At 72.9% G+C, this 24,358-nt stretch carries 21 protein-coding genes; 16 read left to right on the top strand and 5 right to left on the bottom strand.

Annotated elements, in window-relative coordinates:
- The first annotated feature begins 16 nt into the window (after nucleotides 1-16).
- The 4 genes from AMK29_RS09215 to AMK29_RS09200 all read left to right on the top strand — a co-directional run bounded on the left by AMK29_RS09215 (nucleotide 17) and on the right by AMK29_RS09200 (nucleotide 5,951).
- Nucleotides 17-424: a winged helix-turn-helix transcriptional regulator gene (locus AMK29_RS09215; RefSeq protein ID WP_073810321.1), complete on the top strand. Its 408-nt coding sequence runs from the start codon at nucleotides 17-19 to the stop codon at nucleotides 422-424.
- Nucleotides 425-508: 84 nt separating this feature from the next.
- The gene (locus tag AMK29_RS09210; RefSeq protein ID WP_107422544.1) at nucleotides 509-1,360 is read left to right on the top strand and encodes a hypothetical protein; all 852 of its coding nucleotides are present in this window, start codon (nucleotides 509-511) and stop codon (nucleotides 1,358-1,360) included.
- Nucleotides 1,361-1,563: 203 nt separating this feature from the next.
- Nucleotides 1,564-3,747, top strand: a complete 2,184-nt coding sequence (locus tag AMK29_RS09205) for a bifunctional serine/threonine-protein kinase/ABC transporter substrate-binding protein (RefSeq protein WP_073810749.1) — start codon at nucleotides 1,564-1,566, stop codon at nucleotides 3,745-3,747.
- A 2-nt stretch (nucleotides 3,748-3,749) separates the two neighbouring features.
- Nucleotides 3,750-5,951, top strand: a complete 2,202-nt coding sequence (locus AMK29_RS09200; RefSeq protein WP_073810319.1) for a bifunctional serine/threonine-protein kinase/ABC transporter substrate-binding protein — start codon at nucleotides 3,750-3,752, stop codon at nucleotides 5,949-5,951.
- Nucleotides 5,952-5,994: 43 nt separating this feature from the next.
- Here AMK29_RS09200 and AMK29_RS09195 read toward each other — a convergent pair whose 3' ends face one another.
- From AMK29_RS09195 to AMK29_RS09175, 5 genes are all read right to left on the bottom strand, one after another.
- Nucleotides 5,995-7,056, bottom strand: a complete 1,062-nt coding sequence (locus AMK29_RS09195; protein WP_073810317.1) for a 2-oxoacid:ferredoxin oxidoreductase subunit beta — start codon at nucleotides 7,054-7,056, stop codon at nucleotides 5,995-5,997.
- Nucleotides 7,049-8,986: a 2-oxoacid:acceptor oxidoreductase subunit alpha gene (locus AMK29_RS09190; protein ID WP_073810315.1), complete on the bottom strand. Its 1,938-nt coding sequence runs from the start codon at nucleotides 8,984-8,986 to the stop codon at nucleotides 7,049-7,051. Before AMK29_RS09190 ends, AMK29_RS09195 begins: the two co-directional genes overlap by 8 nt.
- 309 nt (nucleotides 8,987-9,295) lie before the next feature.
- Nucleotides 9,296-9,955, bottom strand: coding sequence for a response regulator transcription factor (locus AMK29_RS09185; protein WP_073810313.1), 660 nt, complete (start codon nucleotides 9,953-9,955; stop codon nucleotides 9,296-9,298).
- Between the two features lie 92 nt (nucleotides 9,956-10,047).
- The gene (locus AMK29_RS09180) at nucleotides 10,048-11,334 is read right to left on the bottom strand and encodes a sensor histidine kinase (RefSeq protein WP_073810311.1); all 1,287 of its coding nucleotides are present in this window, start codon (nucleotides 11,332-11,334) and stop codon (nucleotides 10,048-10,050) included.
- A 464-nt stretch (nucleotides 11,335-11,798) separates the two neighbouring features.
- Nucleotides 11,799-12,980, bottom strand: coding sequence for a sensor histidine kinase (locus AMK29_RS09175; protein WP_073810309.1), 1,182 nt, complete (start codon nucleotides 12,978-12,980; stop codon nucleotides 11,799-11,801).
- A 146-nt stretch (nucleotides 12,981-13,126) separates the two neighbouring features.
- Between AMK29_RS09175 and AMK29_RS09170 the strand changes: the two genes are divergently transcribed.
- The 12 genes from AMK29_RS09170 to AMK29_RS09115 all read left to right on the top strand — a co-directional run bounded on the left by AMK29_RS09170 (nucleotide 13,127) and on the right by AMK29_RS09115 (nucleotide 24,358).
- A complete protein-coding gene (locus AMK29_RS09170; RefSeq protein WP_073810307.1) occupies nucleotides 13,127-13,555 on the top strand; it encodes an NADH-quinone oxidoreductase subunit A in 429 nt (142 codons plus the stop codon).
- A complete protein-coding gene (locus tag AMK29_RS09165) occupies nucleotides 13,546-14,109 on the top strand; it encodes an NADH-quinone oxidoreductase subunit B (RefSeq protein ID WP_073810306.1) in 564 nt (187 codons plus the stop codon). The genes AMK29_RS09170 and AMK29_RS09165 overlap by 10 nt, the downstream gene beginning before the upstream one ends.
- The gene (locus tag AMK29_RS09160) at nucleotides 14,106-15,413 is read left to right on the top strand and encodes an NADH-quinone oxidoreductase subunit C (RefSeq protein WP_073810304.1); all 1,308 of its coding nucleotides are present in this window, start codon (nucleotides 14,106-14,108) and stop codon (nucleotides 15,411-15,413) included. The genes AMK29_RS09165 and AMK29_RS09160 overlap by 4 nt, the downstream gene beginning before the upstream one ends.
- Complete coding sequence (locus tag AMK29_RS09155; RefSeq protein WP_073810302.1) at nucleotides 15,410-16,378, top strand: complex I subunit 1/NuoH family protein; 969 nt, start codon at nucleotides 15,410-15,412, stop codon at nucleotides 16,376-16,378. The genes AMK29_RS09160 and AMK29_RS09155 overlap by 4 nt, the downstream gene beginning before the upstream one ends.
- Entirely contained in the window at nucleotides 16,378-16,965 is a 588-nt protein-coding gene (locus tag AMK29_RS09150) for a NuoI/complex I 23 kDa subunit family protein (RefSeq protein WP_073810300.1), read from the top strand. Before AMK29_RS09155 ends, AMK29_RS09150 begins: the two co-directional genes overlap by 1 nt.
- Nucleotides 16,962-17,519 (top strand): NADH-quinone oxidoreductase subunit J family protein, encoded by a 558-nt coding sequence (locus AMK29_RS09145; RefSeq protein WP_073810298.1) that lies wholly within the window; start codon nucleotides 16,962-16,964, stop codon nucleotides 17,517-17,519. Before AMK29_RS09150 ends, AMK29_RS09145 begins: the two co-directional genes overlap by 4 nt.
- The gene (gene nuoK, locus AMK29_RS09140; protein WP_073810295.1) at nucleotides 17,519-17,881 is read left to right on the top strand and encodes an NADH-quinone oxidoreductase subunit NuoK; all 363 of its coding nucleotides are present in this window, start codon (nucleotides 17,519-17,521) and stop codon (nucleotides 17,879-17,881) included. Before AMK29_RS09145 ends, nuoK begins: the two co-directional genes overlap by 1 nt.
- The gene (locus tag AMK29_RS09135) at nucleotides 17,878-19,857 is read left to right on the top strand and encodes an NADH-quinone oxidoreductase subunit 5 family protein (protein WP_073810293.1); all 1,980 of its coding nucleotides are present in this window, start codon (nucleotides 17,878-17,880) and stop codon (nucleotides 19,855-19,857) included. The genes nuoK and AMK29_RS09135 overlap by 4 nt, the downstream gene beginning before the upstream one ends.
- 27 nt (nucleotides 19,858-19,884) lie before the next feature.
- Entirely contained in the window at nucleotides 19,885-21,438 is a 1,554-nt protein-coding gene (locus tag AMK29_RS09130; protein WP_073810746.1) for a complex I subunit 4 family protein, read from the top strand.
- Entirely contained in the window at nucleotides 21,435-22,937 is a 1,503-nt protein-coding gene (locus tag AMK29_RS09125) for an NADH-quinone oxidoreductase subunit N (protein WP_073810290.1), read from the top strand. Before AMK29_RS09130 ends, AMK29_RS09125 begins: the two co-directional genes overlap by 4 nt.
- Before the next feature lie 162 nt (nucleotides 22,938-23,099).
- Nucleotides 23,100-23,963, top strand: coding sequence for a zinc metalloprotease HtpX (htpX, locus tag AMK29_RS09120; protein ID WP_073810287.1), 864 nt, complete (start codon nucleotides 23,100-23,102; stop codon nucleotides 23,961-23,963).
- Entirely contained in the window at nucleotides 23,960-24,358 is a 399-nt protein-coding gene (locus AMK29_RS09115) for a YccF domain-containing protein (protein WP_073810284.1), read from the top strand. Before htpX ends, AMK29_RS09115 begins: the two co-directional genes overlap by 4 nt.

Genomic DNA, 24,358 nt, shown 5'->3' with positions numbered 1-24,358 from the left:
GACGTAAGGTACTGGCATGGAGGTAAGTGCCCAGTCCCCGACGCCACCCGACGTGAACGAACCGATGTGCCCCTCGCGGCTCGTCCTGGAGCACGTCACCAGCCGCTGGGGCGTCCTGATCCTCGCGGCGCTCCTGGGGCGCTCGTACCGCTTCAGCGAGCTCCGCCGCCACATCGGCGGCGTCAGCGAGAAGATGCTCGCCCAGACCCTCCAGACCCTGGAGCGCGACGGCTTCGTCCACCGCGACGCCAAGCCCGTCATCCCGCCCCGCGTCGACTACACCCTCACCGACCTGGGCGCGGAGGCCGCCCGCCAGGTCTGGGAGCTGGCCCGATGGACGGAGCGCCAGGTCGGGGCGGTGGAGCAGGCCCGTGCACGGTACGACGGGGAACGTCGCGAGCGTGCCACGGATCGGTCCCAATGATGTTGTAACCAGGGCGAGTTGTCACCGCCGGTCGTACGATCTGCTCACCGTTCGGGGGAAACCGTGAGGGACCGTGGGGGAACTGTGGCATACGGGGACCGAAGACTGCTGCGCGCCTGCTGCGCCGTGCTGGTGGGCGGGCTGGCCGTGACCGGGTGCGCCGGCGGCGACGACGACGGGAAGAGACCCGAGGGCAAGAACGGCAAGGGGAGCACGAGCGCGTCGGCCGCCCCGACCGCGACCACCCCCACCCCGTCCGCCCTGCCGACCGCCCTCGACTTCGTCCCCGACCCGAAGCGCGCGCCCAGAACCGAGGCGGACGCCAGGAGGATCGCGCTCGCCGTCGTCGCGGGACCCGACGCCTGGGGCCCGGACTACGTCGAGCGCACCCCGCACCTCAGCGCCCCGGACTACTGGCCCGTCCTCGGCGCCAACTGCTCCTGGGAGACGGGCACCCGGCCCTCCACCGTCCTCTACAGCGTCACCGCCTACAGCGAGATCCCCGCCGCCGGAGCTCTCGGGAACCTCCGGGTCGCCGCCACCGTCACCGTGCACCGCACCGAGGCCGACGCGGACTGGGAGATGGCCGGGACCCTGGAGGAGGCGCTCCGCTGCCCCGACCAGAGGCTCCGCGACGGCGAGCGCGTCTCCGGGCTCATCTCCCTCGGCAACCCCTTCGGCGTCGGCGGCAACTACACGGCCACGGACTCCCTCGGCGAGCGCGGGACCTACCACAACGACGCCATGAAGGGCGAGCAGTTCTACGGCTGGTACCAGTCGCGGATCGGCCAGGTGACCGTCGCCACCGTCGTCAAGGGCGCCCCCGGCTACACCGAGGAGCAGACCAGCACGACGGTCGGCACCGTCGGCGGCCAGGTGCAGGCCCTCGTCACGATGATCGAACGCGCCAAGGACCAGCTGGAGGCCCAGTCATGAGCGACCCGACGCCGCCCCGGCCCGACCACGAGCCCGGCTCCCAGCCCGACCCCAGGCTTCCGTCCGAGCCCGCGTCGGGGTCCCAGCCCGACCCCAGGCTCCCGTCCGAGCCCCCGCCGGGGTCGCAGCCCGACCCCCGGATCCCCTCCGAGCCCGCCTCCGGGGCGCAGCCCGATCCCCGGCCCCGGCCTCAGCCCGGTGACCTGCAGCCCTTGCTTCCCTCCGACCCGTCCTCCCTCGCCGGTTACCGGCTCCTCGGCCGGCTCGGCGCGGGCGGCATGGGGGTCGTCTACCTGGGCCGTACGGAGAACGGCGAGCTCGCCGCCGTCAAGGTCACCCACGCCGACCAGGCCGACCAGCCCGACTTCCGGGCACGGTTCCGCCGCGAGGTCGAGGCCGCCCGCCGGGTGTCCAGCCCCTGGGCCGTCCCCGTCACCGGCGACGACCCCGACGCCCCCGAACCGTGGATGGCCACCGCCTTCGTCCCCGGACCGTCCCTCGGCGAGGCCGTCACCGCCCACGGCCCGCTGCCCGAGCGGAGCGTCCGCCTCATCGGCTGGGCCGTCGCCCGCGCCCTGGCCGCCGTCCACGCGGCCGGACTCGTGCACCGGGACGTCAAGCCGGGCAACGTCCTCCTGGCCGTCGACGGCCCCCGCCTCATCGACTTCGGCATCGCCCGCGCCACCGGCGAGACCGCCCTCACCGCCACCGACATGGTCGTCGGCACCCCCGGCTTCCTCGCGCCCGAGCAGGCCGAGGCCCGAACCGACGCCATCGGCCCGCCCGCCGACGTCTTCTCGCTCGGCTGCCTCCTCGCGTACGCGGCGACCGGCCGCCCGCCGTTCGGCACCGGCGCCGTGGACGCCCTGATGTACCGGACCGTCCACGACGAACCCGACCTGGCAGGCGTACCGGCGGACCTCCTCGATCTCGTCCGTGCCTGCCTGGCCAAGGACCCGTCCGCCCGGCCCACCGCCGCGGAGATCGGCGTCCGGCTCACCGAGGACACCCCGGCGGGCGCCGCCGACTGGCTGCCGGACCCCGTCGTCCGCACCATCGCCGAGCGCTCCGCCCGGATGCTCGCCCTCCCCGAGATCGACGCCACCCGGACGGGCACGGCCCCGGCCGCGCCGCCGCGGCGGAGCAGACGCGGCTTCCTGCTGCTCGCCTCCGCCGCCGCCCTCGCCGTCGCCGGCGGCGGCGCCGCCTGGTCGGCCCTCGGGGACGACGACGGCGACGACGGCAAAGGGGACGGGAAGAAGACTCCGCCCCGCACCACCTGGAAGATCGGCGTCCTCGCCGACCTCTCCGGACCCGACAAGGAGATCGGCCTCGCCCAGGAGCGCGGCGCGCGCCTCGCCGTCGAGCGGTTCAACGCCCGCAAGGACAAGCCGTACGCGCTGGAGCTCAAGGTCTCCGACGACCGCGGCGACCGCACCTCGGCCCTCGCCGCCGCCCGCAGGCTCACGACCGACCCGGGGGTCCTCGCCGTCCTCGGCCCCACCTCCGACGCCGTCGCGCAGGCCGCCCTCCCCGCCTTCGAGGAGTCCGGCCTCCCGCTGATCACCGTCTCCGCCGGGTACAACCTCCTGACCGTCCGGGACAAGGGCAGCGCGCCGAACAGGACCGTGCTGCGGGCGATCCCGCACCACCCGTTCGCCGGGATGCACCTCGCCTACGCCGTGACGCTCCTGTCGGCCATCCGCAGACCGGGTGTCCTCCAGGACCGCACCGACGACCAGTACGGCTGGCTGCTCGTCCGGGGCGCCCAGTTCGCCTTCGGGCAGGCCGGTCTGACGCCCCACTACCGCGTCGTCCCGGCCTCCGCGCGGGACTACCGCACGGTCCTCGGCGAGATGATCGACGCCGGCATGGACGCCTACGTCCACTGCGGAGTCCGCGAGACCGCCGTGCTCGCCGCCCGCGCCCTCAACGAACTCCGTTTCACCGGGCCCCGGTTCGCCGGCCAGCACGCCTTCGGGTCCGCCTTCCTGAAGGAGGCGGGCCCCGACGCGGAGGGCTGGTTCTTCGGCGCCCCCGTCCTCGACGCCGTCACCCGCAAGGAGGCCGCCGGCTTCGTCGCCGCGTACCGCAAGCGGTTCGGCGCGGCCCCCGCGTACTACACGGGCGAGTCGTACGACGTCGTCACCATGACCCTGGAGCAGCTCGCGCGCAACGCGAAGGCGGGCCGGGCCCCCGCCCGCAAGGGGCTCTGGGCGGAGCTGCGGAAGCAGAAGTACACCGGCGTCATGGGCGGTTACACCTTCGACGAGAGCGGAGACCTCACCAACGGCGGCACCTTCGTGCACGCGGTGCAGAACGGCGCCTACAAGCTGATCGGCCCCGCACCCGTCATGCCCGCGAACAAGGCGAAGCAGAAGGCCTGACCGTGCAGCCACTGCGCAGGGGCGATCCCTCCTCGATCGCGGCCTACCGGCTCATCGGCCGCCTCGGCGCCGGAGGCATGGGCGTGGTCTACCTCGCCCGCTCCGGCGGCGGGTCGCTCGCCGCGCTCAAGCTGATCCGGGCCGAGCACGCGGCCGACCCCGGTTTCCGGGAGCGGTTCCGCCGAGAGGCCCGCGCCGCCGAGCGGATCACCGGCCGCTGGGTGGTCCGGGTCCTCGGCTCCGACCCGGAGGCCAGGGAACCGTGGCTGGCGACCGAGTACGTGCCCGGGCCCTCCCTCGCCGAGGCGGTCACCCTGCACGGCGCGCTGCCCGAGCCGACCGTACGGGCCCTGGGCGCCCGGCTCGCGTCCGCGCTCGCCGGCGTGCACGAGGCCGGGCTCGTCCACCGGGACGTCAAGCCCGGCAACGTCCTCCTCGCCCTCGACGGCCCCCGGCTCATCGACTTCGGCATCGCCCGCTCCGCCGGGGCGACCGCGCTCACCGCCACCGACGCGATGATCGGTACCCCGGGCTTCCTCGCCCCCGAGCAGGCCAGGGCGGCCGGGGCGGGAGAGGTCGGCCCGGCCAGCGACGTCTTCTCGCTCGGCTGCGTCCTCGCGTACGCGCTGACGGGGGAGCGGCCCTTCGGCACGGGCGGCGTGGCCGCCGTCGTCTACCGCACCGTCCACGAGGAGCCCGACCTCGCCGAGGTGCCGGACACGATCCTGCCCCTGGTCAGGGCATGTCTGGCGAAGGATCCGGCGGACCGGCCCACGGCGGCGGAGGTCCGGGCCGCGCTGGGGGAGGCCGACGCGCCGGCGGGCGACTGGCTGCCGCCCGGGCTGCCCGCGCTGATCGCCCAGCGTTCCTCACGGGTCCTGGACCTGCCGGTCCCCGAGCCGACGATGCTCGTGCCCCCCGAGCCGCCGAAGGGGCTCTCGCGGCGCGGGTTCCTGGTGGGTTCCTCGGCGGCGGCCCTGGCCGGTGCGGGCGGCCTGACGTTCTGGCTCACGAGCCGTACGACGGAGGGTACGGGGGTCGGCACGCTCGGGGGAGCGGGAGGCGGCACGGGCGCGCCGCTCCCCGCGTACACCCTCGGGCTGCTCTCCGACCTCAGCGGCCCCGGGAAGGTGTACGGGCGGGGCCAGGAGCGCGGGGCCAGGATGGCCGTGGACGCCCACAACGCCCGCGGTGACCGCTCCTTCGACCTCGTCCTGCGCGTCGCGGACGACCGCGGGGACGCCGCGCGGGCCACGGCAGCCACCCGCACCCTGCTCAAGGACGAGAAGCTGATCGGTGTCCTCGGCCCGACGACGGAGGCGACCGTGCTCGCGGCGGTCGCCGAACTCGTCGACCGCTCGGTGCCGCTGGTGAGCGTCCTCGCCTCCGTGCCGACCGGCATCACGGTGCCGGGGCAGACCATGCGGCGCACCTACTTCGAGCCGCGCGCCGCCCCCGACTCCCTGATCGTGCCTTTCATGCGCTACCTCTCCGAGCGCCGGGCCGTCCGGACCGCCCTCGTGGAGGACCGGGCCGGCGGGCGGTACACCTGGTTCGCGGTCAGGAGTATCAAGGGCACCCCGCCCGCGCAGGACATCGGCGGTGTGGCGACCTCCCATCCCGTCGCGGCCGACAGCGAGGACTTCGCATCCGCCGTCCGGGCCGCCCTCGCCACCGACCCGCAGGGCGTGATGTACGTGGGGACCTCACCGCGCCGGGCCGCGCTCTGCGCCCAGGCCCTGCGCGACCAGGGGTACGAGGGGCCGTGCGGCAGCGTCGAGGCCGTGTTCCGGCCGGAGTTCCTCGGGCTCGCGGGTCCGGCGGCCGAGGGCTGGTACTTCGGCACGGCCTTCGCCGACCCCGACGGCATCCCGGCGGCGAAGGACTTCGCCGCCGCGTACCGGAAGCGCTGGGGGATCGCCCGTACGACGCCGGTGGAGCCGTACGCCACGGAGGCGTACGACGCGGTCCACTGGACGGCCCAGGCGCTCGGCACCGCGGTCGGGAACCTCGCGGAGTCGGAGGCCGCGGGAGTGGCGAACAGCCTGCGCCAGCAGCCGTACCAGGGACTCGTCAGGCAGTACACGGCCGCGAGCCGGGACAGCAGTGTCGCGGCGATCGTCGGTCTCTTCCTCTGGCAGGTGAAGGGCGGAGTGCCCCGGTTCCTGGGGGAGTTCGACAAGGCGGCTGCCGCGGGGACATGACGAGGGGCCCGGTCCGTGCGGACCGGGCCCCTCCGTGCGGCTGTCAGCCGACGACCGTCCAGGTGTCGTTCCCCGCGAGGAGCTGACCGAGGTCGCCCTTGCCGAACCGCTCCACCGCCGTCTCCAGCTGATCCGCCATCAGCGTGTCGTACACCGGCCGTTCCACCGACCGGAACACCCCGATGGGCGTCTGGTGGAGGGTGTCCGGGTCCGCGAGCCGGGAGAGCGCGAAGGCCGTGGTGGGGGTGGCCGCGTGGGCGTCGTGGACGAGGATCCGGGACTCGTTCTCCGGGGTCACCGTGACGACCTGGAGGTCGCCGGTCGCCGGGTCGCGGACGACGCCCTTCTCGTCCTCGGCGCCGAAGCGGATCGGCTGCCCGTGCGTGAGGCGGATGACCGCCTCCTTCGCCTGGTCCTTGTCCTTGAGGACCTCGAAGGCGCCGTCGTTGAAGATGTTGCAGTTCTGGTAGATCTCGACGAGCGCCGTGCCGTCGTGGTCGGCGGCCTGCCGCAGCACCTCGGTGAGGTGCTTGCGGTCGGAGTCGACCGTGCGGGCCACGAACGAGGCCTCGGCGCCGAGCGCCAGCGACACCGGGTTGAAGGGCGCGTCGAGCGAGCCCATCGGCGTCGACTTGGTGATCTTGCCGACCTCGGAGGTGGGCGAGTACTGGCCCTTGGTGAGCCCGTAGATCCGGTTGTTGAAGAGCAGGATCTTCAGGTTCACGTTGCGGCGCAGGGCGTGGATGAGGTGGTTGCCGCCGATGGAGAGCGCGTCGCCGTCGCCGGTCACGACCCAGACGGACAGGTCGCGCCGGGAGGTGGCGAGTCCGGTGGCGATCGCCGGGGCGCGGCCGTGGATGGAGTGCATCCCGTAGGTGTTCATGTAGTACGGGAAGCGGGAGGAGCAGCCGATGCCGGAGACGAAGACGATGTTCTCCTTCGCCAGGCCCAGCTCGGGCATGAAGCCCTGGACGGCGGCGAGGACCGCGTAGTCACCGCAGCCCGGACACCAGCGGACCTCCTGGTCGGACTTGAAGTCCTTCATGGACTGCCTGCCCTCGGCCTTGGGCACCAGGCTCAGCAGCGTCTCCGTGGGCTCAGGCATCGATGGCCTCCTTGAGGGCGGCGGCGAGCTGCTCGGCCTTGAACGGCATGCCGTTGACCTGGGTGTGGCTGCGGGCGTCGACGAGGTACTTCGCCCGGACGAGGGTGGCGAGCTGGCCGAGGTTCATCTCGGGGACGACGACCTTCTCGTACCGCTCCAGGACCTCGCCGAGGTTCTTCGGGAAGGGGTTGAGGTGCCGCAGGTGCGCCTGGGCGATGTGGCCGCCGGCCCTGCGGATGCGGCGGACGGCCGCCGTGATCGGCCCGTAGGTGGAGCCCCAGCCGAGGACCAGGGTGCGCGCGCCGTCCGGGTCGTCGACCTCGACGTCGGGGACGTCGATGCCGTCGATCTTGGCCTGCCGGGTGCGGACCATGAACTCGTGGTTGGCGGGGTCGTACGAGATGTTGCCGGTGCCGTCCTGCTTCTCGATGCCGCCGATGCGGTGCTCCAGGCCGGGCGTGCCGGGTACGGCCCACGGGCGGGCCAGGGTCTCCGGGTCGCGCTTGTACGGCCAGAAGACCTCGGTGCCGTCGTCGAGGGTGTGGTTCGGGCCGGTGGCGAACAGCGTCCGCAGGTCGGGGAGCTCCTCGACGTCCGGGATGCGCCAGGGCTCGGAGCCGTTGGCGAGGTAGCCGTCGGAGAGCAGGAAGACCGGGGTGCGGTACGCCAGCGCGATCCGGGCCGCCTCGATCGCCGCGTCGAAGCAGTCGGCGGGCGTCCTCGGGGCGACGACCGGCACCGGCGCCTCGCCGTTGCGGCCGTACATGGCCTGGAGGAGGTCGGCCTGCTCGGTCTTCGTCGGCAGGCCCGTCGACGGGCCGCCGCGCTGGATGTCGACGATCAGCAGCGGCAGCTCCAGGGAGACCGCGAGACCGATCGTCTCGGACTTGAGCGCCACGCCGGGCCCGGAGGTGGTGGTCACCGCCAGCGAACCGCCGAAGGCGGCGCCGAGCGCGGCACCGATGCCGGCGATCTCGTCCTCGGCCTGGAAGGTGCGCACACCGAAGTTCTTGTGCCGGCTCAGCTCGTGCAGGATGTCCGAGGCGGGGGTGATCGGGTACGAGCCCAGGTAGAGCGGCAGGTCAGCCTGCCGACCCGCCGCGATCAGCCCGTACGACAGGGCCAGGTTCCCCGAGATGTTCCGGTAGGTGCCGGTGGGGAACGCCGTGGTCGCGGGGGCGATCTCGTAGGAGACGGCGAAGTCCTCGGTGGTCTCGCCGAAGTTCCAGCCGGCCCGGAAGGCGGCCACGTTGGCCTCGGCGATCTGCGGCTTCTTCGCGAACTTCTGGCGCAGGAAGGTCTCGGTGCCCTCGGTCGGCCGGTGGTACATCCAGGACAGCAGCCCGAGCGCGAACATGTTCTTGGAGCGCTCGGCCTCCTTCCGGGAGAGACCGAAGTCCTTGAGGGCCTCCACCGTCAGCGTGGTCAGCGGCACCGGATGGACCCGGTAGCCGTCGAGGGTGCCGTCCTCCAGGGGCGAGACGTCCCAGCCGATCTTCTTCATGGCGCGGGGCGCGAACTCGTCGGTGTTGACGATGATCTCGCCACCGCGCGGCACGTCCCCGAGGTTGGCCTTGAGGGCGGCGGGGTTCATCGCGACCAGCACGTTCGGGGCGTCGCCCGGGGTCAGGATGTCGTGGTCGGCGAAGTGGAGCTGGAAGGACGAGACGCCCGGCAGGGTGCCGGCGGGTGCGCGGATCTCGGCCGGGAAGTTCGGCAGCGTGGAGAGGTCGTTCCCGAAGGACGCCGTCTCCGAGGTGAAGCGGTCACCCGTCAGCTGCATACCGTCACCGGAGTCACCCGCGAAGCGGATGATCACACGGTCGAGACGGCGGACTTCCTTCTCGGCGCCGTGGTGCGGCTGTCCCGGGGCGCCTCGCTGCTCCCCGAGCAGGGCCTCACCGGCCTCGCTACTGACCTGACTGGTCACTGAACTGGACCTCCCTCGCGGCAAGGGGACTCTCCGCCGGAGGCGGGAGAAGGGTCGGGTCGCGGTCGGCCGATCACCGTCCGTCCCCGTGGCCCACCCTACGACGGCAGGGAGGGCTCTCCCGGGACTTCTCGCATCCTGGACCTCTTTTTGAGATGCCCTCTTGCCCTGATTCGTCACTTTCTGTCGCCACTCGAAGATTCCGGAATGTCGGATTCCGACTCATCCTCCGGGCCTGGGGCCTCCGAGGGGTGAGCGGACGGCCTTCCGGTCCCCGGGTGGTACGTCAACTGACAGAGTGTCAGACAATCAGGATCGCAGATATGTCAACACTGCGAGTACCCGTCGATGATCGCCGTCACTCGGTGACAGACCCAGCTTCAGGAAAATGTTGCTGATGTGCTTCTCCACCGCGCCGTCGCTCACCACCAGCGCCTTCGCGATCGCCGAGTTCGTCCGGCCCTCCGCCATCAGACCGAGGACCTCCCGCTCGCGCGGCGTCAGGTTCGCCAGCACGTCCTGCTGACGGCTCCGGCCCAGCAGCTGCTGCACGACCTCCGGATCCAGGGCCGTACCGCCCCCGGCGACCCGCACGACCGCGTCCACGAACTCGCGGACCTCCGCGACCCGGTCCTTCAGGAGGTACCCGACGCCCCGGCTGGAACCGGCCAGGAGTTCGGTGGCGTACTGCTCCTCCACGTACTGCGAGAGGACCAGGACGCCGAGCCCCGGGTACTCCTTGCGCAGCCGCACCGCCGCGCGCACGCCCTCGTCCGTGTGCGTCGGCGGCATCCGTACGTCCGCCACGACCACGTCCGGCAGCTCGTCCTTGTCCGCGAGACCGGCGACGGTCTCGACGAGCGCCTCGCCGTCCCCGACCCCGGCGACGACCTCGTGCCCCAGATCGGTGAGGAGCCGGGTCAGGCCCTCCCTGAGCAGCACCGAATCCTCGGCGATGACCACCCGCACCGCTCCATCTCGCCCACCCACGCCGTACGCCCCCATGTCCGCTGTCGCCGAATGCGACCCCCAGCATGGCACTCCCGGGCCGGCGAGGGGGCTCACGAGCGCCAGGGCAGCTCCGCCGTCACCGTCGTCGGTCCGCCCGCGGGCGAGTCCACCGCCAGGACGCCGTCCACGGCCCCCACCCGCTCCGCGAGCCCCGCCAGGCTCCGCCCCGCCACCGACTCCGCCCCGCCCACGCCGTCGTCCCGCACCTGGAGCATCAGCCGGTCGCCCGCCCGCCACACGTCCACCCACGCCCGCCGCGCGCCCGCGTGCGCCGTGACGTTCCGCAGCAGCTCCGACACCGTGAAGTACGCGATGCCCTCGATCGCCGGGACCGGCCGGGCCGGCAGGTCCACGTCCACCGACACCGGGACCGCGCACCGGGACGCGACCGCCGACAGCGCGGCGTCCAGCCCCCGGTCGGTGAGGACCGCCGGGTGGATGCCCCGGGCCAGGTCCCGCAGCTCCTGGAGCGCGAGCTTCACCTCGCCGTGCGCCTCGTCGACGAGCACCGCCGCCGCCCGCGGGTCCTCCGCGAGCTTCTCCTTCGCGAGGCCCAGGTCCATCGCGAGCGCGGCGAGCCGCGCCTGCGCGCCGTCGTGCAGGTCCCGCTCGATGCGCCGCAGGTCGGCGGCGGCGGTGTCCACGACCACGCCCCGGTCCGACTCCAGCTCCGTCACCCGGGTGGCGAGCCGCGAGGGGCCGAGGAGCCCCGACACCAGGAACCGGTCGACGGCGACGAACCCGCGCAGCAGCCACGGCCCCGCCATCACGAACAGCAGCCCGACCAGGCTGGTCACGGCCACCTCGAAGGGCGAGTCGAGGTACAGGTCGTGCGAGCCGTCCCCGTACAGCTGGAGCCCGTCCTGCCCCAGGTACGCCGGGAACACCCACCGCCACAGCGGATACGTCAGGAGGCCCCAGCCCCAGGACCAGAACGCCACCGTCACCGAGAACGAGAACACCGCCCACGGCATGTGCACGACCGCGTACAGCAGGTGCCGCCACGACGCCCCGCTCTTCAGCATGGCCCCCATCCACGAGAACGCCCCGCCGGTCTTGCCCCGCACCGGCTCCGGCGCCCGCACGTCGAGGTCGAGCAGGCCGCGCGCCCTGGCCCGCTCCACCACGCCGAAGCCCCGGCACATCGCGAGCGCCCCGGCCAGGATCGGCACACCGAGGAAGGTGATGAGCAGTCCGGCGCCGGCCGAGACGAAGGCGACGGAGAGCGCGAACCAGCAGACGCTCAGCGGCAGGCCGATCAGCACGTGGAGGAGGGCGCGCCAGGTGCGGGCCTCGAACGGCGCGCGGATCGCGGCGGGAAGTCGGTGGGAGGCCATCGGCGGGGGTCCTTCGCTGGGGAGGGTGTCGTACGTGTTCCAGGGTTCCGCCCCGGGGCCCGCCGGACCATGAGGCGGGTGGGCGTCTCCGGGCGGGGGTTTTCCCTACCTGGGGCCAGGAGGACGGGCGGTGGCGGTCAGGCGGGGTGGGCGGTGGGGGTGACGCGGGGTGGGCGGCGACGGTCACGCGGGGTGGCCGGTGGCGGCACCCCGGGGACGCCCGTCATCGGGGCCGGCCACGAGCCGCGGCCGGCCCGGCCCGGCCCCGGCCGCGAGCCGCGCTCACGACGGCCGCGACCGTCACCGTGCCGGCCGCGAGCCGCGCTCACGACGGCTGGGACCGTCACCGTGCCGGGTGCCGGTCGTGGGCGCCGCGGCAGTCGCGCCGTCACCGTGCCGGTCGTGGGCGCCGCGGCAGTCGCGCCGTCACCGTGCCGGTCGTGAGCGCCGCGGCAGTCGCGCCGTCAGCCTGCCGGTCGCGAGCGCCACGGCAGTTCCGCCGTGACCGTCGTCGGGCCGCCCTCCGGGGAGTCCAGGACGAGGAGCCCGTCCACCGCGCCGAGCCGCTCCGCGAGCCCCGCGAGCCCCGTGCCGCCGTCGAAGCGCGCCCCGCCCGCCCCGTCGTCCCGCACCTGGAGCAGCAGCCTGTCCTTCGACCGCCACACCTCCACGGACGCGGACCGGGCACGCGCGTGCTTGGAGACGTTCTGGAGCAGCTCCGACACCGTGAAGTACGCGATGCCCTCGATGGCCTCGGCCGGCCGCTCCGTCAGATCCACCGTCACCTTCACCGGCACCGTGCAGCGCGCCGAGACGGAGGACAGCGCGGCGCTCAGCCCCCGGTCGGTGAGGACCGCCGGGTGGATGCCCCGGGCCAGGTCCCGCAGCTCCTGCAGCGCGAGCTTCACCTCGCCGTGCGCCTCGTCGACCATGGCCGCGGCCGTCTCCGGGTCGTCGAGGAGCTTCTCCTTCGCCAGGCCCAGCCCCATCGCGAGGGCGACGAGCCGGGCCTGCGCGCCGTCGTGCAGATCGCGCTCGATGCGCCGCAGGTCGGCCGCGGCGGTGTCGACGACCACGCCCCGGTCCGACTCCAGCTCGGCGATCCGCCGCTCCAGCTCGTCGGAGGGCGAGAGGAGACCCCGGACCATGCCCCGGTCGGCGTTGGCCAGGCCCCGGGACAGGAAGGGCAGGACGGGCCAGAGGACGATGAGCGAGACCAGCGTGACCGTGAACGTCACGATCCCCCAGGGCAGCCGGATCAGCCCGTACAGCTGCGTCCGCCACGCTACCGGGTCCTTCAGCGTCGTCCACAGCCAGCCGAAGAAGCCGCCCCGCACCGGCAGCGGCGACGGCTCGGCGACCTCCACCCCTAGCAGCCCGCGCGCCCGCCCCCGCTCCGACCGCCCGATCAGTCGGGCGCCGCCGAGCCCGAGGGCGAGCAGCGGCAGCCCGATCACGGTGACCGAGAGCCCCACGCCGAGGACCACGCTCACCACCGCGTAGACGAAACCGGCCACGGCCGTGAACAGGTTGGAGAGGAGGAAGGCGATCTCCTTCCAGGTCTCCCTGCCGTAGGCGGTACGCCGGGGCGGACGTGGGGCGACGGCGGAGCCGGAGGACCCGGCGGAGTCAAGATCAGCGGTCATGCTCCCCAGACTGCCGGTCGGTGCCCGCGCGACGCCATGGGGGAGGTGGGTGAGCGGCAGGGGGGATATCCCCACCAGCGGCGTGTACGCGACTGCTTACGGTCCCTTTAGCAGGGCCTAGACTCGCGTGCGTACAGAAGTGACTCATGAGACACCGAGACCGAGGGGCGGACGTGCGGGAACCGACCGTTGTCGCGGCCGACGCGGCGGACTACTTCCAGACGTACTCCGTCGTCGGCCTGCTCGCCGTCGTCGGCGTGCTCTTCGTCGCCGTGGCGTTCGGCGCGGGCCGGCTGCTCCGGCCCGTGGTGCCGACGCCCGAGAAGCTCCTCACCTACGAGTGCGGTGTCGACCCCGTGGGGGAGGGCTGGGCCCACACCCAGGTCCGCTACTACGTGTACGCCTTCCTCTACGTCGTCTTCGCCGTCGACTCGATCTTCCTCTTCCCCTGGGCGACGGTCTTCGCGGCGCCCGGCTACGGCGCCACGACCCTGGTCGAGATGTTCGTCTTCCTCGGCTTCCTGGCCGTGGGGCTGCTCTACGCGTACAAGAAGGGCGTCCTGTCATGGACGTAACACCCCTGCCCGCTCCGAAGCTGGGGCCGCTGGCCCGCCTGGCCCCCGAGCCCATGAAGGTCGTCCTGAACTGGGGCCGCCGCTACAGCCTGTGGGTCTTCAACTTCGGGCTCGCCTGCTGCGCGATCGAGTTCATCGCCGCGTCGATGGCCCGGCACGACTTCATCCGCCTCGGCGTCATCCCGTTCGCGCCGGGCCCGCGCCAGGCCGACCTGATGATCGTGTCGGGCACGGTGACCGACAAGATGGCGCCGGCGGTCAAGCGCCTGTACGAGCAGATGCCGGAACCGAAGTACGTCATCTCCTTCGGCGCCTGCTCGAACTGCGGCGGCCCGTACTGGGACTCGTACGCGGTGACCAAGGGCGTGGACCAGATCATCCCCGTCGACGTCTACGTCCCCGGCTGCCCGCCCCGCCCCGAGGCGCTGCTCCAGGGCATCCTCAAGCTCCAGGAGAAGATCGCGCGGGAGAGCCTGGCGGAGCGGTACGCGACGGCCGCCTCGGTCTCCCAGCTGACGAGCCCCCTGGTCACGCGGCCGGAGGACACGGCATGACCGCCTACGACACGCTCCCCGACGCCGTCACGGAGGTCTTCGGCGAGGACGCGACGGCGGAGCGGGCGTACGACCTCCTGACGGTCGACGTCCCGCCGGCGTCCTGGATCGAGGCGCTCACCACGGCCCGTGACGTCCTGGGCTGCACGTACTTCGACTGGCTGAGCGCGGTCGACGAGCCGGGCACGGGTTTCCGCGTCTGCGCCCATGTGGTGGCGCTGGCCAAGGGCGGCCCGCGCCGCCTCCTCGTCCGTACGACCGTGCCGCACTCCGCCCCCGTCCTGCCCACGGCGATCGGGGTGTACGCGGGCGCCGGCTGGCACGAGCGCGAGACCCACGAGATGTTCGGCGTGGACTTCACGGGACACCCGCACCTGGTGCCGCTCCTCCTCCCGGAGAACTTCGAGGGCCACCCGCTGCGCAAGGACTTCGTCCTGGCGGCGCGGGTCGCCAAGGCGTGGCCGGGCGCGAAGGAACCGGGCGAGTCCCACGACGGCGGCCCGAAGCGCCGTCAGATGCTCCCCCCGGGTGTCCCGGACCCCAACGACTGGGGCCCTCTGAAGGGCCAGCTCCCCCCTGCCCCGGCCCGCCCGGCCCGAGCGGCAGCCGGCGACCGCCCGGCCCGCCGCACCCGCTCGGTGGGAGAGGGCTCGACGAGCCAGACCCCGGCGGATCCCGGCACGACGCCCGACACTTCGGCGACCCGCCCGCCGCGCCGCACCCGCACGGCATCGGAGGGCTCGGCGAGCCAGACGTCGGCGGAGCCCGGCACGACGCCCGAGGCCCCGGCGGCCCCGCCGCGCCGCTCGCGCTCGGCGTCGGAGGGCTCGGCGAGCCAGACGCCCGCTGCGGCTCCGGCGCCCGAGCCGGATGCGACGGCTCCGGAGTCTGCGTCCCCCGCGACGGGAGCAGCGGCTCCCGGCACGGGTGCGGTGACCGGCACCCCGCCCGCCGGGGCCCGCGCGCCGCGCCGCTCCCGTTCGGCGTCCGACGGCTCGGCGAGCCAGACGCCCGCTGCGGCTCCGGCGCCCGAGCCGGATGGGACGGCTCCGGCCCCGGAGCCGCCCGCCGCCCCGGCCGCTCCGCGTACCCGCAGCTCGGACGCCCCCTGGCACCACGCCCGCCCGGCCTTCGACGAGGAAGCGCCCCCCGAGCCCAGGCCGCAGGCCAAGGCCCAGGACCAGGACCGGGCCAAGGACCAGGCCCAAGAGCCCGGCCCGCAGCCCGAAGTCCCCGCGACCGACCCCGCCCCGCGCGGCGACGGCACCGACCCCACCACCCCCGCCGGAGGCGATCCCGCGTGAACGACGTACTCGACGTCGCCCTCCGGCTCCTCGTCGTCTTCGGTGTCTTCCTCGTGCTGCCCCTCGTCGTCGGGCAGACCGAGCACAAGGTCATGGCCCATATGCAGGGTCGCCTCGGCCCCATGTACGCCGGTGGTTTCCACGGCTGGGCCCAGCTCGTCGCCGACGGCGTGAAGTTCGCGCAGAAGGAGGACGTGGTCCCGAAGGACGCCGACCGGCGGGTCTTCCAGCTCGCGCCGGCCGTCGCCCTCCTCCCGTACCTGCTCGTTCTCGTCGCGATCCCGATCGGCCCGAGCGAGGGAGCCGTCGGTCAGGTCGTCGACGCGGGCGTCTTCTTCGTGCTGGCCGTGATGGGCGTCGGCGTCCTCGGCAGCCTGATGGCCGGCTGGGCGTCCGCGAACAAGTTCTCGCTGCTCGGCGGCCTCCGTACCGCCGCCCAGCTCCTCGCGTACGAACTCCCGATGCTGCTCGCCGCCGCCTCCGTCGCGATGGCCGCAGGCACCGTCTCCCTCCCCGGCATCCTGAACGCCTTCGAGTGGTGGTGGGTGCCCTGGCAGATCGCCGGGGCGCTCGTCTTCTTCGTGGCCGGCCTCGCGGAGCTCCAGCGGCCTCCGTTCGACATGCCGGTCGCCGACTCGGAGATCATCTTCGGCGCGTACACCGAGTACACCGGCCTCCGCTTCGCCCTGTTCCTGCTCGCCGAGTACGCGGGCATCGTCGTCCTGTGCGGCCTCACCACCGTCCTGTTCCTCGGCGGCTGGCACGGCCCCTTCGGCGCGGACGGTCTCGGCTGGGTCTGGACCCTCCTGAAGACCGCCGTCCTCGCTTTCGTCGTGATCTGGCTGCGGGTGAGCTACCCGCGCCTGCGTGAGGACCAGCTCCAGAAGCTGGCCTGGACGACGCTCGTCCCGCTCGCCCTCGCGCAGATCGCGCTCACCGGCATCGTGAAGGTGGCGATCAACTGATGGCTCCTATCCCCGGCTCAGGCCTCGCCAAGGGCCTCGCCGTCACCCTCCGCACGATGACGAGGAAGACCGTCACCGCGCAGTACCCGGACGTCCAGCCCGAGCTGCCGCCCCGCACCCGCGGGGTCATCGGGCTGTTCGAGGAGAACTGCACGGTCTGCATGCTCTGCGCCCGTGAGTGCCCCGACTGGTGCATCTACATCGACTCCCACAAGGAGACGGTGCCGGCGGCCGCCCCCGGTGGCCGCGAGCGCAGCCGGAACGTCCTCGACCGGTTCGCCATCGACTTCTCGCTCTGCATGTACTGCGGTATCTGCATCGAGGTGTGCCCGTTCGACGCGCTGTTCTGGTCGCCCGAGTTCGAGTACGCGGAGACCGACATCCACGAGCTCACCCACGAGCGCGACAAGCTCCGCGAGTGGATGTGGACGGTTCCGGAACCGCCCGCGCTCGACCCTGGCGCGGAGGAGCCGAAGGAGATCGCGGCGGCCCGCAAGGCCGCCGAGAAGGCCGCGGCGGCCGCCGCGGCCCAGGCCGAGGCCGAAGCCGCCGCCCGGGCCGCCCAGGCCGAGGAGGAGCAGCAGTGATCCTCGCCGCCGCGGCACAGCAGACCCACGGCTTCCTCTCGCCGACCGGCGTCGAGATCGCCTTCGTCCTCGTCGGCCTCGTCACCCTCGGCGCCGCCCTCGTCACCGTCACCACCCGCCAGCTCGTGCACGCCGCGCTCTGGCTGGTCGTGGCGCTCGGCGGCCTCGCGGTGGAGTACCTGCTCCTCACCGCCGAGTTCATCGCCTGGGTCCAGGTCCTGATCTACGTGGGCTCCGTCGTCGTCCTCCTCCTCTTCGGGCTCATGCTCACGAAGGCCCCCATCGGCCACTCCCCGGACGCCGACTCCGGCAACCGGCCGGTCGCCGTCGCGGTCGCCCTGGCAGCCGCTGCCGCGCTCGTCTGGGTGGTCGTCGACGCGTTCCGTACGACCTGGATCGACCTGGACGGAGCCGTCCAGGGCTCCACGAAGGTGACCGGCGAGATCCTCTTCCGGCACTGGGTGCTGCCCTTCGAGGCGCTGTCCGTCCTGCTCCTGGCCGCCCTGGTCGGCGCCATCGTGCTCTCCCGGAAGAAGAAGGAGGGGGAGCGCTGATGCATCTCGTCTACCCGGCCGTCCTCGCCGCCCTCCTCTTCGCCGTCGGCGTGTACGGCGTCCTCGCCCGCCGCAACGCGATCCTGGTCCTGATGTCCGTCGAGCTGATGCTCAACGCCGTCAACCTCAACCTGGTCGCCTTCGACGTCTGGCTCCGCGACACCCTCCACGCGGGCCAGGCCCTCACCCTCTTCACCATCGCCATCGCCGCCGCGGAGATCGGCATCGGTCTCGCGATCGTCCTGATGGTCCACCGCAACAAGGGCACCTCGGACGTCGACCGCCTCCGCGACACGGCGGAGGAGCCGCACGAGAGCGCCGACGACACGCCCACCGGCGAGAAGGCCGAGGCCACCGCGTGACCACCACGACCCTCGCGGTCCTCGTCCCCCTGCTCCCCTTCCTCGGCTCCGTCGCCGGCCTCCTGCTCGGCCGCACCGCGCCCGGCCTCGTCCGCCCGCTCGCCGTGCTGCCGACGCTCGCCGCCGCCGTCCTGGCCGTCCTCGTCGCCGTCCGCCAGGGCGGCGGGAAGACGATCGAGGCCGCCACCCAGCTCACCCCCACCGGCTCGGTCCCCATCGACCTGGCCCTGTACATCGACGGCTTCGCGGCCCTCGTCGCCGTCCTCGTCGGCGTCGTCGCCACCTGTGTGCAGATCTACTCGACCGGCTACCTCCGCGAGGACCCGCGCTACCCCTCGTACGCCGCGCTCGTCTCCCTCTTCACCTCCGCGATGCTGCTCGTCGTCTACTCCGGCGACCTGATGGTGCTCCTGGTCGGCTGGGAGATCATGGGCATCTGCTCGTACTTCCTCGTCGGCCACTACTGGGAGACCCCCGAGGCGCGGTCCGCCTCCCTGAAGGCCTTCCTCGTCACCAAGCTCGGTGACGTCCCGTTCCTCATCGGTCTCTTCGCGCTCGCCGTCGACGCCGGCACCTTCCGGATCACGGGCGTCCTCGGCGCCGTCGCGAGCGGCGGCCTCGACCACCCCACCCTCGTCGCGCTGCTGCTGCTCGCCGGCGTGGCGGGCAAGTCGGCCCAGTTCCCGCTGCACACCTGGCTGCCGGACGCCATGGCCGGCCCCACCCCCGTCTCCGCGCTCATCCACGCGGCGACGATGGTCGCCGCCGGCATCTACTTCACGGCCCGGCTGCTGCCCGTCTTCGCGGCCTCCGCCGCCGCCATGACCGTGCTCGCCGTGATGGCCGCGCTCACCATGGTCGGCTCGGCGCTCGCCGCGCTCGCCCAGGACGACATCAAGCGGGTCCTCGCCTACTCGACGATCGGCCAGCTCGGCTACATGGCCGGCGCCCTCGCCGTCGGCGACCGGGGCGCCGCCGTCTTCCACCTCCTGTCGCACGCCGCGTTCAAGGCGCTCCTCTTCCTCGCCGCCGGCGCCGTCATCCACGCCGCCGGTACGAACTCGCTGACCGCCATGTCCCGCATGAGCGGCCTCGCGAAGCGGGTCCCCGACGCGTACTGGACGATGACCGTCGCCCTCCTCGCGCTCGCCGCGATCCCGCCCTTCGCCGGCTTCTTCTCCAAGGAGGCCGTCCTGGTGGCCGCCGAGCACACCGCGCTCGGGGACCGGACCGTCGCCCCGGCCGGGGCCGGCTGGACCGTCCTCGTCGCGGGCCTGCTCACCGCCCTGCTGACGGCGGCCTACGCGCTCCGCCTCTGGCTGCGGACCTTCCGCGGCCGGGGCGCCGAGGCCCCGGACCACGGGCGCCAGCCGCTCGCGATGACCGGCGTCCTGTGGGTCCTCGCGATCCCCTCCCTCGGCTTCGGTCTGACCGTCACGTACCTCGACGACTGGTTCGACGGGCACGCCCTCACCCCGACCGTCACCACGGCCGTCCTCGGCACGGGCCTCGCCGTCGCCGGAGCGGCCGTCACCTACGCCGTCTGGCGCACCCTCGCCGCCCGGACCCCGGCCGGCGCCCCCGCACCGCATGTCGCGCACCCGGACGCCGAGGCGGGTCAGGTCGAGGCCGAGGCGCTGCGCCTGCCGCACCCCGCCGAGGACCCGGCCGACCCCGGCCGCGTCCTCCTCGGGCCGCTGCACGGCCCCGCCGGTGACGGCTTCCACCTGGACGCCGTCTACCGGGCGGCGTTCGTCCGGCCCGTCCTCGCCGCCGCCTCCCTGGTCCGCTTCCTGGACCGCGAGGTCGTCGACACCTACGTCAGCGGCGCGGGCAGCGCCACCAAGGGGCTCGGATGGCTCGTCCGCCGCGCCCAGACCGGCAACGTGCAGACCTACCTCAGCGCCCTGCTCGCCGGCTCCGTCGTCCTGGCGATCGTCGCCGTCGCCCTCGCCAACGCCGTCGCCGGAGCGTGAGCCGTGATCGATATCAGCGAATCCGTGATGCAGTTCCTTCTGGCGTCGATCGTCGCCGGGCCGCTCATCGGCGCGGCCGCCGCCCTCCTCCCGGCCCCGCCCGGACTGAAGGGGACGTCACCCGACCAGGCCGTGCTCCGCCACGGCGTCACCGTCACCGGCGTGATCCTGCTCGCCACGATCGTCCTCACCCTGGGCTTCGACCACGACCAGCCGTCGAAGATGCAGGCCACCACGGACATCAGCTGGATCAGGGCACTCGACGTGCGCATCCACCTCGGTGTCGACGGCATCTCCCTCCCCCTCCTGGTCCTGACCGCGCTGCTGACCTTCCTCTGCGCGCTGTACAGCTACTTCAAGATGCCGGCCGGCCCTTCCCCCAAGGGCTTCGTCGCGCTCCTGCTCGTCCTGGAGTCCGGCACCCTCGCCACCTTCGCCGTCCTCGACCTCGTCCTGTTCTTCCTGGCCTTCGAGATGGTCCTCATCCCGATGTACTTCCTCATCGCCCGCTGGGGCGGCGAGGGCAGGCAGGCCGCCGCCTGGAAGTTCATCCTCTACACGCTGCTCGGCTCCGTCGTCATGCTGCTCGGCCTGCTCCTCATCGGGGTGAAGGCGGGCACGTTCGACATGGTGGCGCTCGCCGCCGACAACGGCCGGGGACTGACCGCGTCCGTGCAGGTCATCGCCGTCCTCGCGATCGGAATCGGGCTCGCGGTGAAGACCCCGATGTGGCCGCTGCACAGCTGGCTCCCGGACGCCCACACCGCCGCCCCGACCGTCGGCTCGGTCCTCCTCGCCGGTGTCCTGCTCAAGATGGGCACCTACGGCTTCGTCCGGATCCTCCTGCCGATCACGCCCGACGGGATGCGGACCTTCGCCCCGTACCTCGCCGCCTTCGCCGTCGCCGGGATCATCTACGGATCGCTCGCCTGCCTCGCCCTCGTCCGGCCCGGCAACAAGGGCGACCTCAAGCGACTCATCGCGTACTCCTCCGTCGGCCACATGGGCTTCGTCCTCCTCGGCATCGCCACCATGACCCCCACCGGGGTCAACGGCGCCCTCTTCGCCAACGTCGCCCACGGCCTCGTCACCGGCCTCCTCTTCTTCCTGGTCGGCGCGGTCAAGGACCGGTACGGCACCGCCGACCTCGACACCCTCGCGGGCGCCACCGGCGCCGCCCTCTACGGCCGCGCCCCACGCCTCGGCGCCCTCCTCGCCTTCGCCGCCGTCGCCTCCCTCGGACTGCCCGGCCTGGCCGGGTTCTGGGGCGAGATGCTGGCCCTGTTCGGCGCGTTCGAGCCGGCCGAGGGCCTCAGTCGGCCCGCGTTCCTCACCTTCATGGCGATCGGCGCGTTCGGCACCCTCCTCACCGCCGCGTACCTCCTCCTCGTCGTCCGCCGCGTCTGCATGGGCGGCCCCAGGCCCGCCGGAGAGACGCCGATCGCCGACGTCCAGGGGTACGAGTTCGCCGCCTGGACCCCGCTCGTCGCCCTCACCGTCCTCGCCGGACTCTGGCCCGCCGTCCTCCTCGGCCTCACCGACCCGGCCGTCCAGAAGCTCCTCGCCGGAGGCACCCAGTGACGTCGTCGCTCGTCCAGTCCGTCGACTGGCTCACGATCGCGCCCCCCACCCTGACGGCCGTGATCGCCCTCGTCGTCCTCGTCGCCGACCTGTTCGTCCCCGAGGAGCGCAAGCAGCTCCTCGGCTGGACCGCGATCGGCGGCCTCACCGCCGCCCTCGCCCTCCTCGTGCCGCTGCGGGCCGGCGACCGCTCCACCTTCTGCCTCACCGCGGACACCCAGGTCAGGGCCTGCAGCTACACCGCCGACCACTTCACCCTCGTCATCCAGCTGCTCGTCCTCGGCGGCGCGCTCCTGACGGCCCTGCTCTCGCTCACCGAGACCCGGGAGAAGCTCCCGGCCGGCGAATTCTGGTTCCTGCTGCTCTCCTCGGCCGCGGGCGCCGCCCTGCTGCCCGCCTCCCGCGACCTCGCGACCCTCGTCGTCGCCCTGGAGGTGGCCTCGCTGCCCGCCTTCGCGCTCGTCGGCCTCAAGCGCGGCGACCGCAGGTCCGGCGAGGCGGCGCTCAAGTTCTTCCTCTCCTCCGTCACCGCGACCGCCGTCACCCTCCTCGGCGTCAGCTTCGTGTACGCGGCGACCGGCACCCTCCACCTGACGGAGCTCGCCCAGCGCCTCGACGACGTGCCCGGCCAGCTCCAGACGCTCGCCGAGGCGGGCGTGGCCCTCACCCTCGTCGGCTTCGCCTTCAAGACGGCCGCCGTCCCCTTCCACTTCTGGGTGCCCGACACGTACGTCGGCGCCCCGCTGCCCGTCGCCGCCTACCTCTCCGTGGTCGGCAAGGCCGTCGGCTTCACCGGGCTCATCCTGGTGACGGTCGTCGCGTTCCCGTCGTACGCGGACGTCTGGGGCCCGGCGCTCGCCGTCCTCGCCGCGCTCACCATGACCGCGGGCAACGTCGCAGCCCTGCGGCAGGTCTCCACGCGCGCGTGGAGCGCGGTCCGGCTGCTCGCCTGGTCCTCCGTCGCCCAGGCGGGCTACCTCCTGGTGCCGATCGCCGCCGCCGCGTACTCCAGCGACGACCAGATCGGCGCCACCGTCGCCTACGCCCTGATGTACGCCGTGGTGAACCTCGGCGCGTTCGCCGTCGTCGCGCTGGTAGCCCGCAGCCACCCGGGCAACCGGATCGCGGACTACCGGGGCCTGTACGCGAGCAGCCCCGCCGCCGCCCTCGCGCTCGCGTTCTTCCTGCTGAACCTGGCCGGGCTGCCCCCGGGCATCATCGGCCTCTTCGCCAAGGTGACCGTCTTCTCCGCGGCCGTCGACGCGGGCCTCGGCTGGCTGGCCGTGGTCATGGGCATCAACGTCGTGATCGCCCTTTTCTACTACCTCCGCTGGACGGCCCTGCTCTTCCGCACGCCGGAAGGGGCCGCCGTCGAGAAGGCCGCCCCCAGGTCCCCCGCGCCGATCACCCTGGCGATCGCGCTGACCGCCGGCGCCGGCGCCGTGCTGTCGGGTTACCCGCAGTTCGCGCTCCGGTTCGCCGCCAACAGCCTCTTCTGACGGCCCCTACGGCGGCCCTCTGACCCGAACGGCCCACAGCGCCCCCGGTACGGCCGGGGGAACCCGAACCTCCCGCCTGGCGTTGACCAGTACGGAAGGGTCCACTGGACGAGTGGATGAAACGCAAAGGGTTCCCCTGCCGCACCACTTGGAGGGCGTACCGTGCACCGCCGGCACAACGGGCTGAGGACCGCCGTACTTCTCGGAGGGCTCTCGGCCCTCATCATCGTCATCGGCAGCTTCTTCGGGCGTACGGGGCTGATCGTCGCGCTCGTCGTGGCGCTCGGCACCAACGCGTACGCGTACTGGAACAGCGACAAGCTGGCGCTGCGGGCCATGCGCGCCCGCCCGGTCAGCGAGTTCGAGGCGCCCGCGCTCTACCGACTGGTGCGGGAGCTGTCCACACAGGCGCGCCAGCCCATGCCCCGGCTCTACATCTCGCCGACCCAGGCGCCGAACGCCTTCGCGACCGGCCGGAACCCGCGCAACGCCGCCGTCTGCTGCACCGAGGGCATCCTCGCCCTCCTCGACGAGCGCGAGCTGCGCGGGGTCATCGGCCACGAGCTCAGCCACGTCTACAACCGGGACATCCTCATCTCCTCGGTCGCCGGAGCGCTCGCCTCCGTGATCCTGTTCCTGGTCAACTTCGCCTGGCTGATCCCGGTCGGCCGCTCCAGCGACGACGACGGCCCCGGACTGCTCGGGATGCTCCTGATCATGATCCTCGGCCCGGTCGCCGCCTCGGTCATCCAGCTGGCCATCTCCCGCTCCCGCGAATACGAGGCCGACGCCTCCGGCGCCCAGCTCACCGGCGACCCGCTCGCCCTGGCCAGCGCCCTGCGGAAGCTGGACGCCGGCACGAAGCAACTCCCGCTGCCCGCCGAGCCCCGGATCGAGACCGCGAGCCACATGATGATCGCGAACCCGTTCCGGCCCGGTCAGGGCATGTCCAAGATGTTCTCCACCCACCCGCCGATGGCCGAGCGGATCGCCCGGCTCGAACAGATGGCAGGTCACCGCCCGTGAAGACGATCCTCAACGTCATTTGGCTGATCCTGTGCGGCTTCTGGATGTTCCTGGGCTACATGCTCGCGGGCGTCCTGCTCTGCATCACGATCATCGGTATCCCCTTCGGACTCGCCGCCTTCCGCATCGGCGTCTACGCCCTGTGGCCCTTCGGGCAGACGGTCGTCGACCGCGGCGACGCGGGAGCCCCCTCCCTCGTCGGCAACGTCCTGTGGCTGATCCTCGCCGGCTGGTGGCTCGCCCTCGGCCACATCACCACCGGCATCGTCCTCTGCGTCACGATCATCGGCATCCCGCTCGGCATCGCGAACTTCAAGCTGATCCCGGTGTCGCTGCTGCCCCTCGGCAAGGAGATCGTCCCCACGGACCAGGGGCACATGTACGCGGCCCGCTGA

The organism is Streptomyces sp. CB02261 (assembly GCF_001905665.1).
Lineage (GTDB): Bacteria > Actinomycetota > Actinomycetes > Streptomycetales > Streptomycetaceae > Streptomyces.
Note: the sequence above shows the minus strand (reverse complement) of the source record. Positions and strands in the feature narration are given on the sequence as shown.

Excerpts from the sequence above, each read along its gene's own strand:
- nuoK (WP_073810295.1), top strand. The coding sequence starts at position 17,519 with ATGCATCTCGTCTACCCGGCCGTCCTCGCCGCCCTCCTCTTCGCCGTC.
- AMK29_RS09175 (WP_073810309.1), bottom strand. The coding sequence starts at position 12,980 with ATGACCGCTGATCTTGACTCCGCCGGGTCCTCCGGCTCCGCCGTCGCC.
- AMK29_RS09160 (WP_073810304.1), top strand. The coding sequence starts at position 14,106 with ATGACCGCCTACGACACGCTCCCCGACGCCGTCACGGAGGTCTTCGGC.
- AMK29_RS09150 (WP_073810300.1), top strand. The coding sequence starts at position 16,378 with ATGGCTCCTATCCCCGGCTCAGGCCTCGCCAAGGGCCTCGCCGTCACC.
- AMK29_RS09180 (WP_073810311.1), bottom strand. The coding sequence starts at position 11,334 with ATGGCCTCCCACCGACTTCCCGCCGCGATCCGCGCGCCGTTCGAGGCC.
- AMK29_RS09130 (WP_073810746.1), top strand. The coding sequence starts at position 19,885 with ATGCAGTTCCTTCTGGCGTCGATCGTCGCCGGGCCGCTCATCGGCGCG.
- AMK29_RS09165 (WP_073810306.1), top strand. The coding sequence starts at position 13,546 with ATGGACGTAACACCCCTGCCCGCTCCGAAGCTGGGGCCGCTGGCCCGC.
- AMK29_RS09195 (WP_073810317.1), bottom strand. The coding sequence starts at position 7,056 with ATGCCTGAGCCCACGGAGACGCTGCTGAGCCTGGTGCCCAAGGCCGAG.
- AMK29_RS09215 (WP_073810321.1), top strand. The coding sequence starts at position 17 with ATGGAGGTAAGTGCCCAGTCCCCGACGCCACCCGACGTGAACGAACCG.
- AMK29_RS09170 (WP_073810307.1), top strand. The coding sequence starts at position 13,127 with ATGAGACACCGAGACCGAGGGGCGGACGTGCGGGAACCGACCGTTGTC.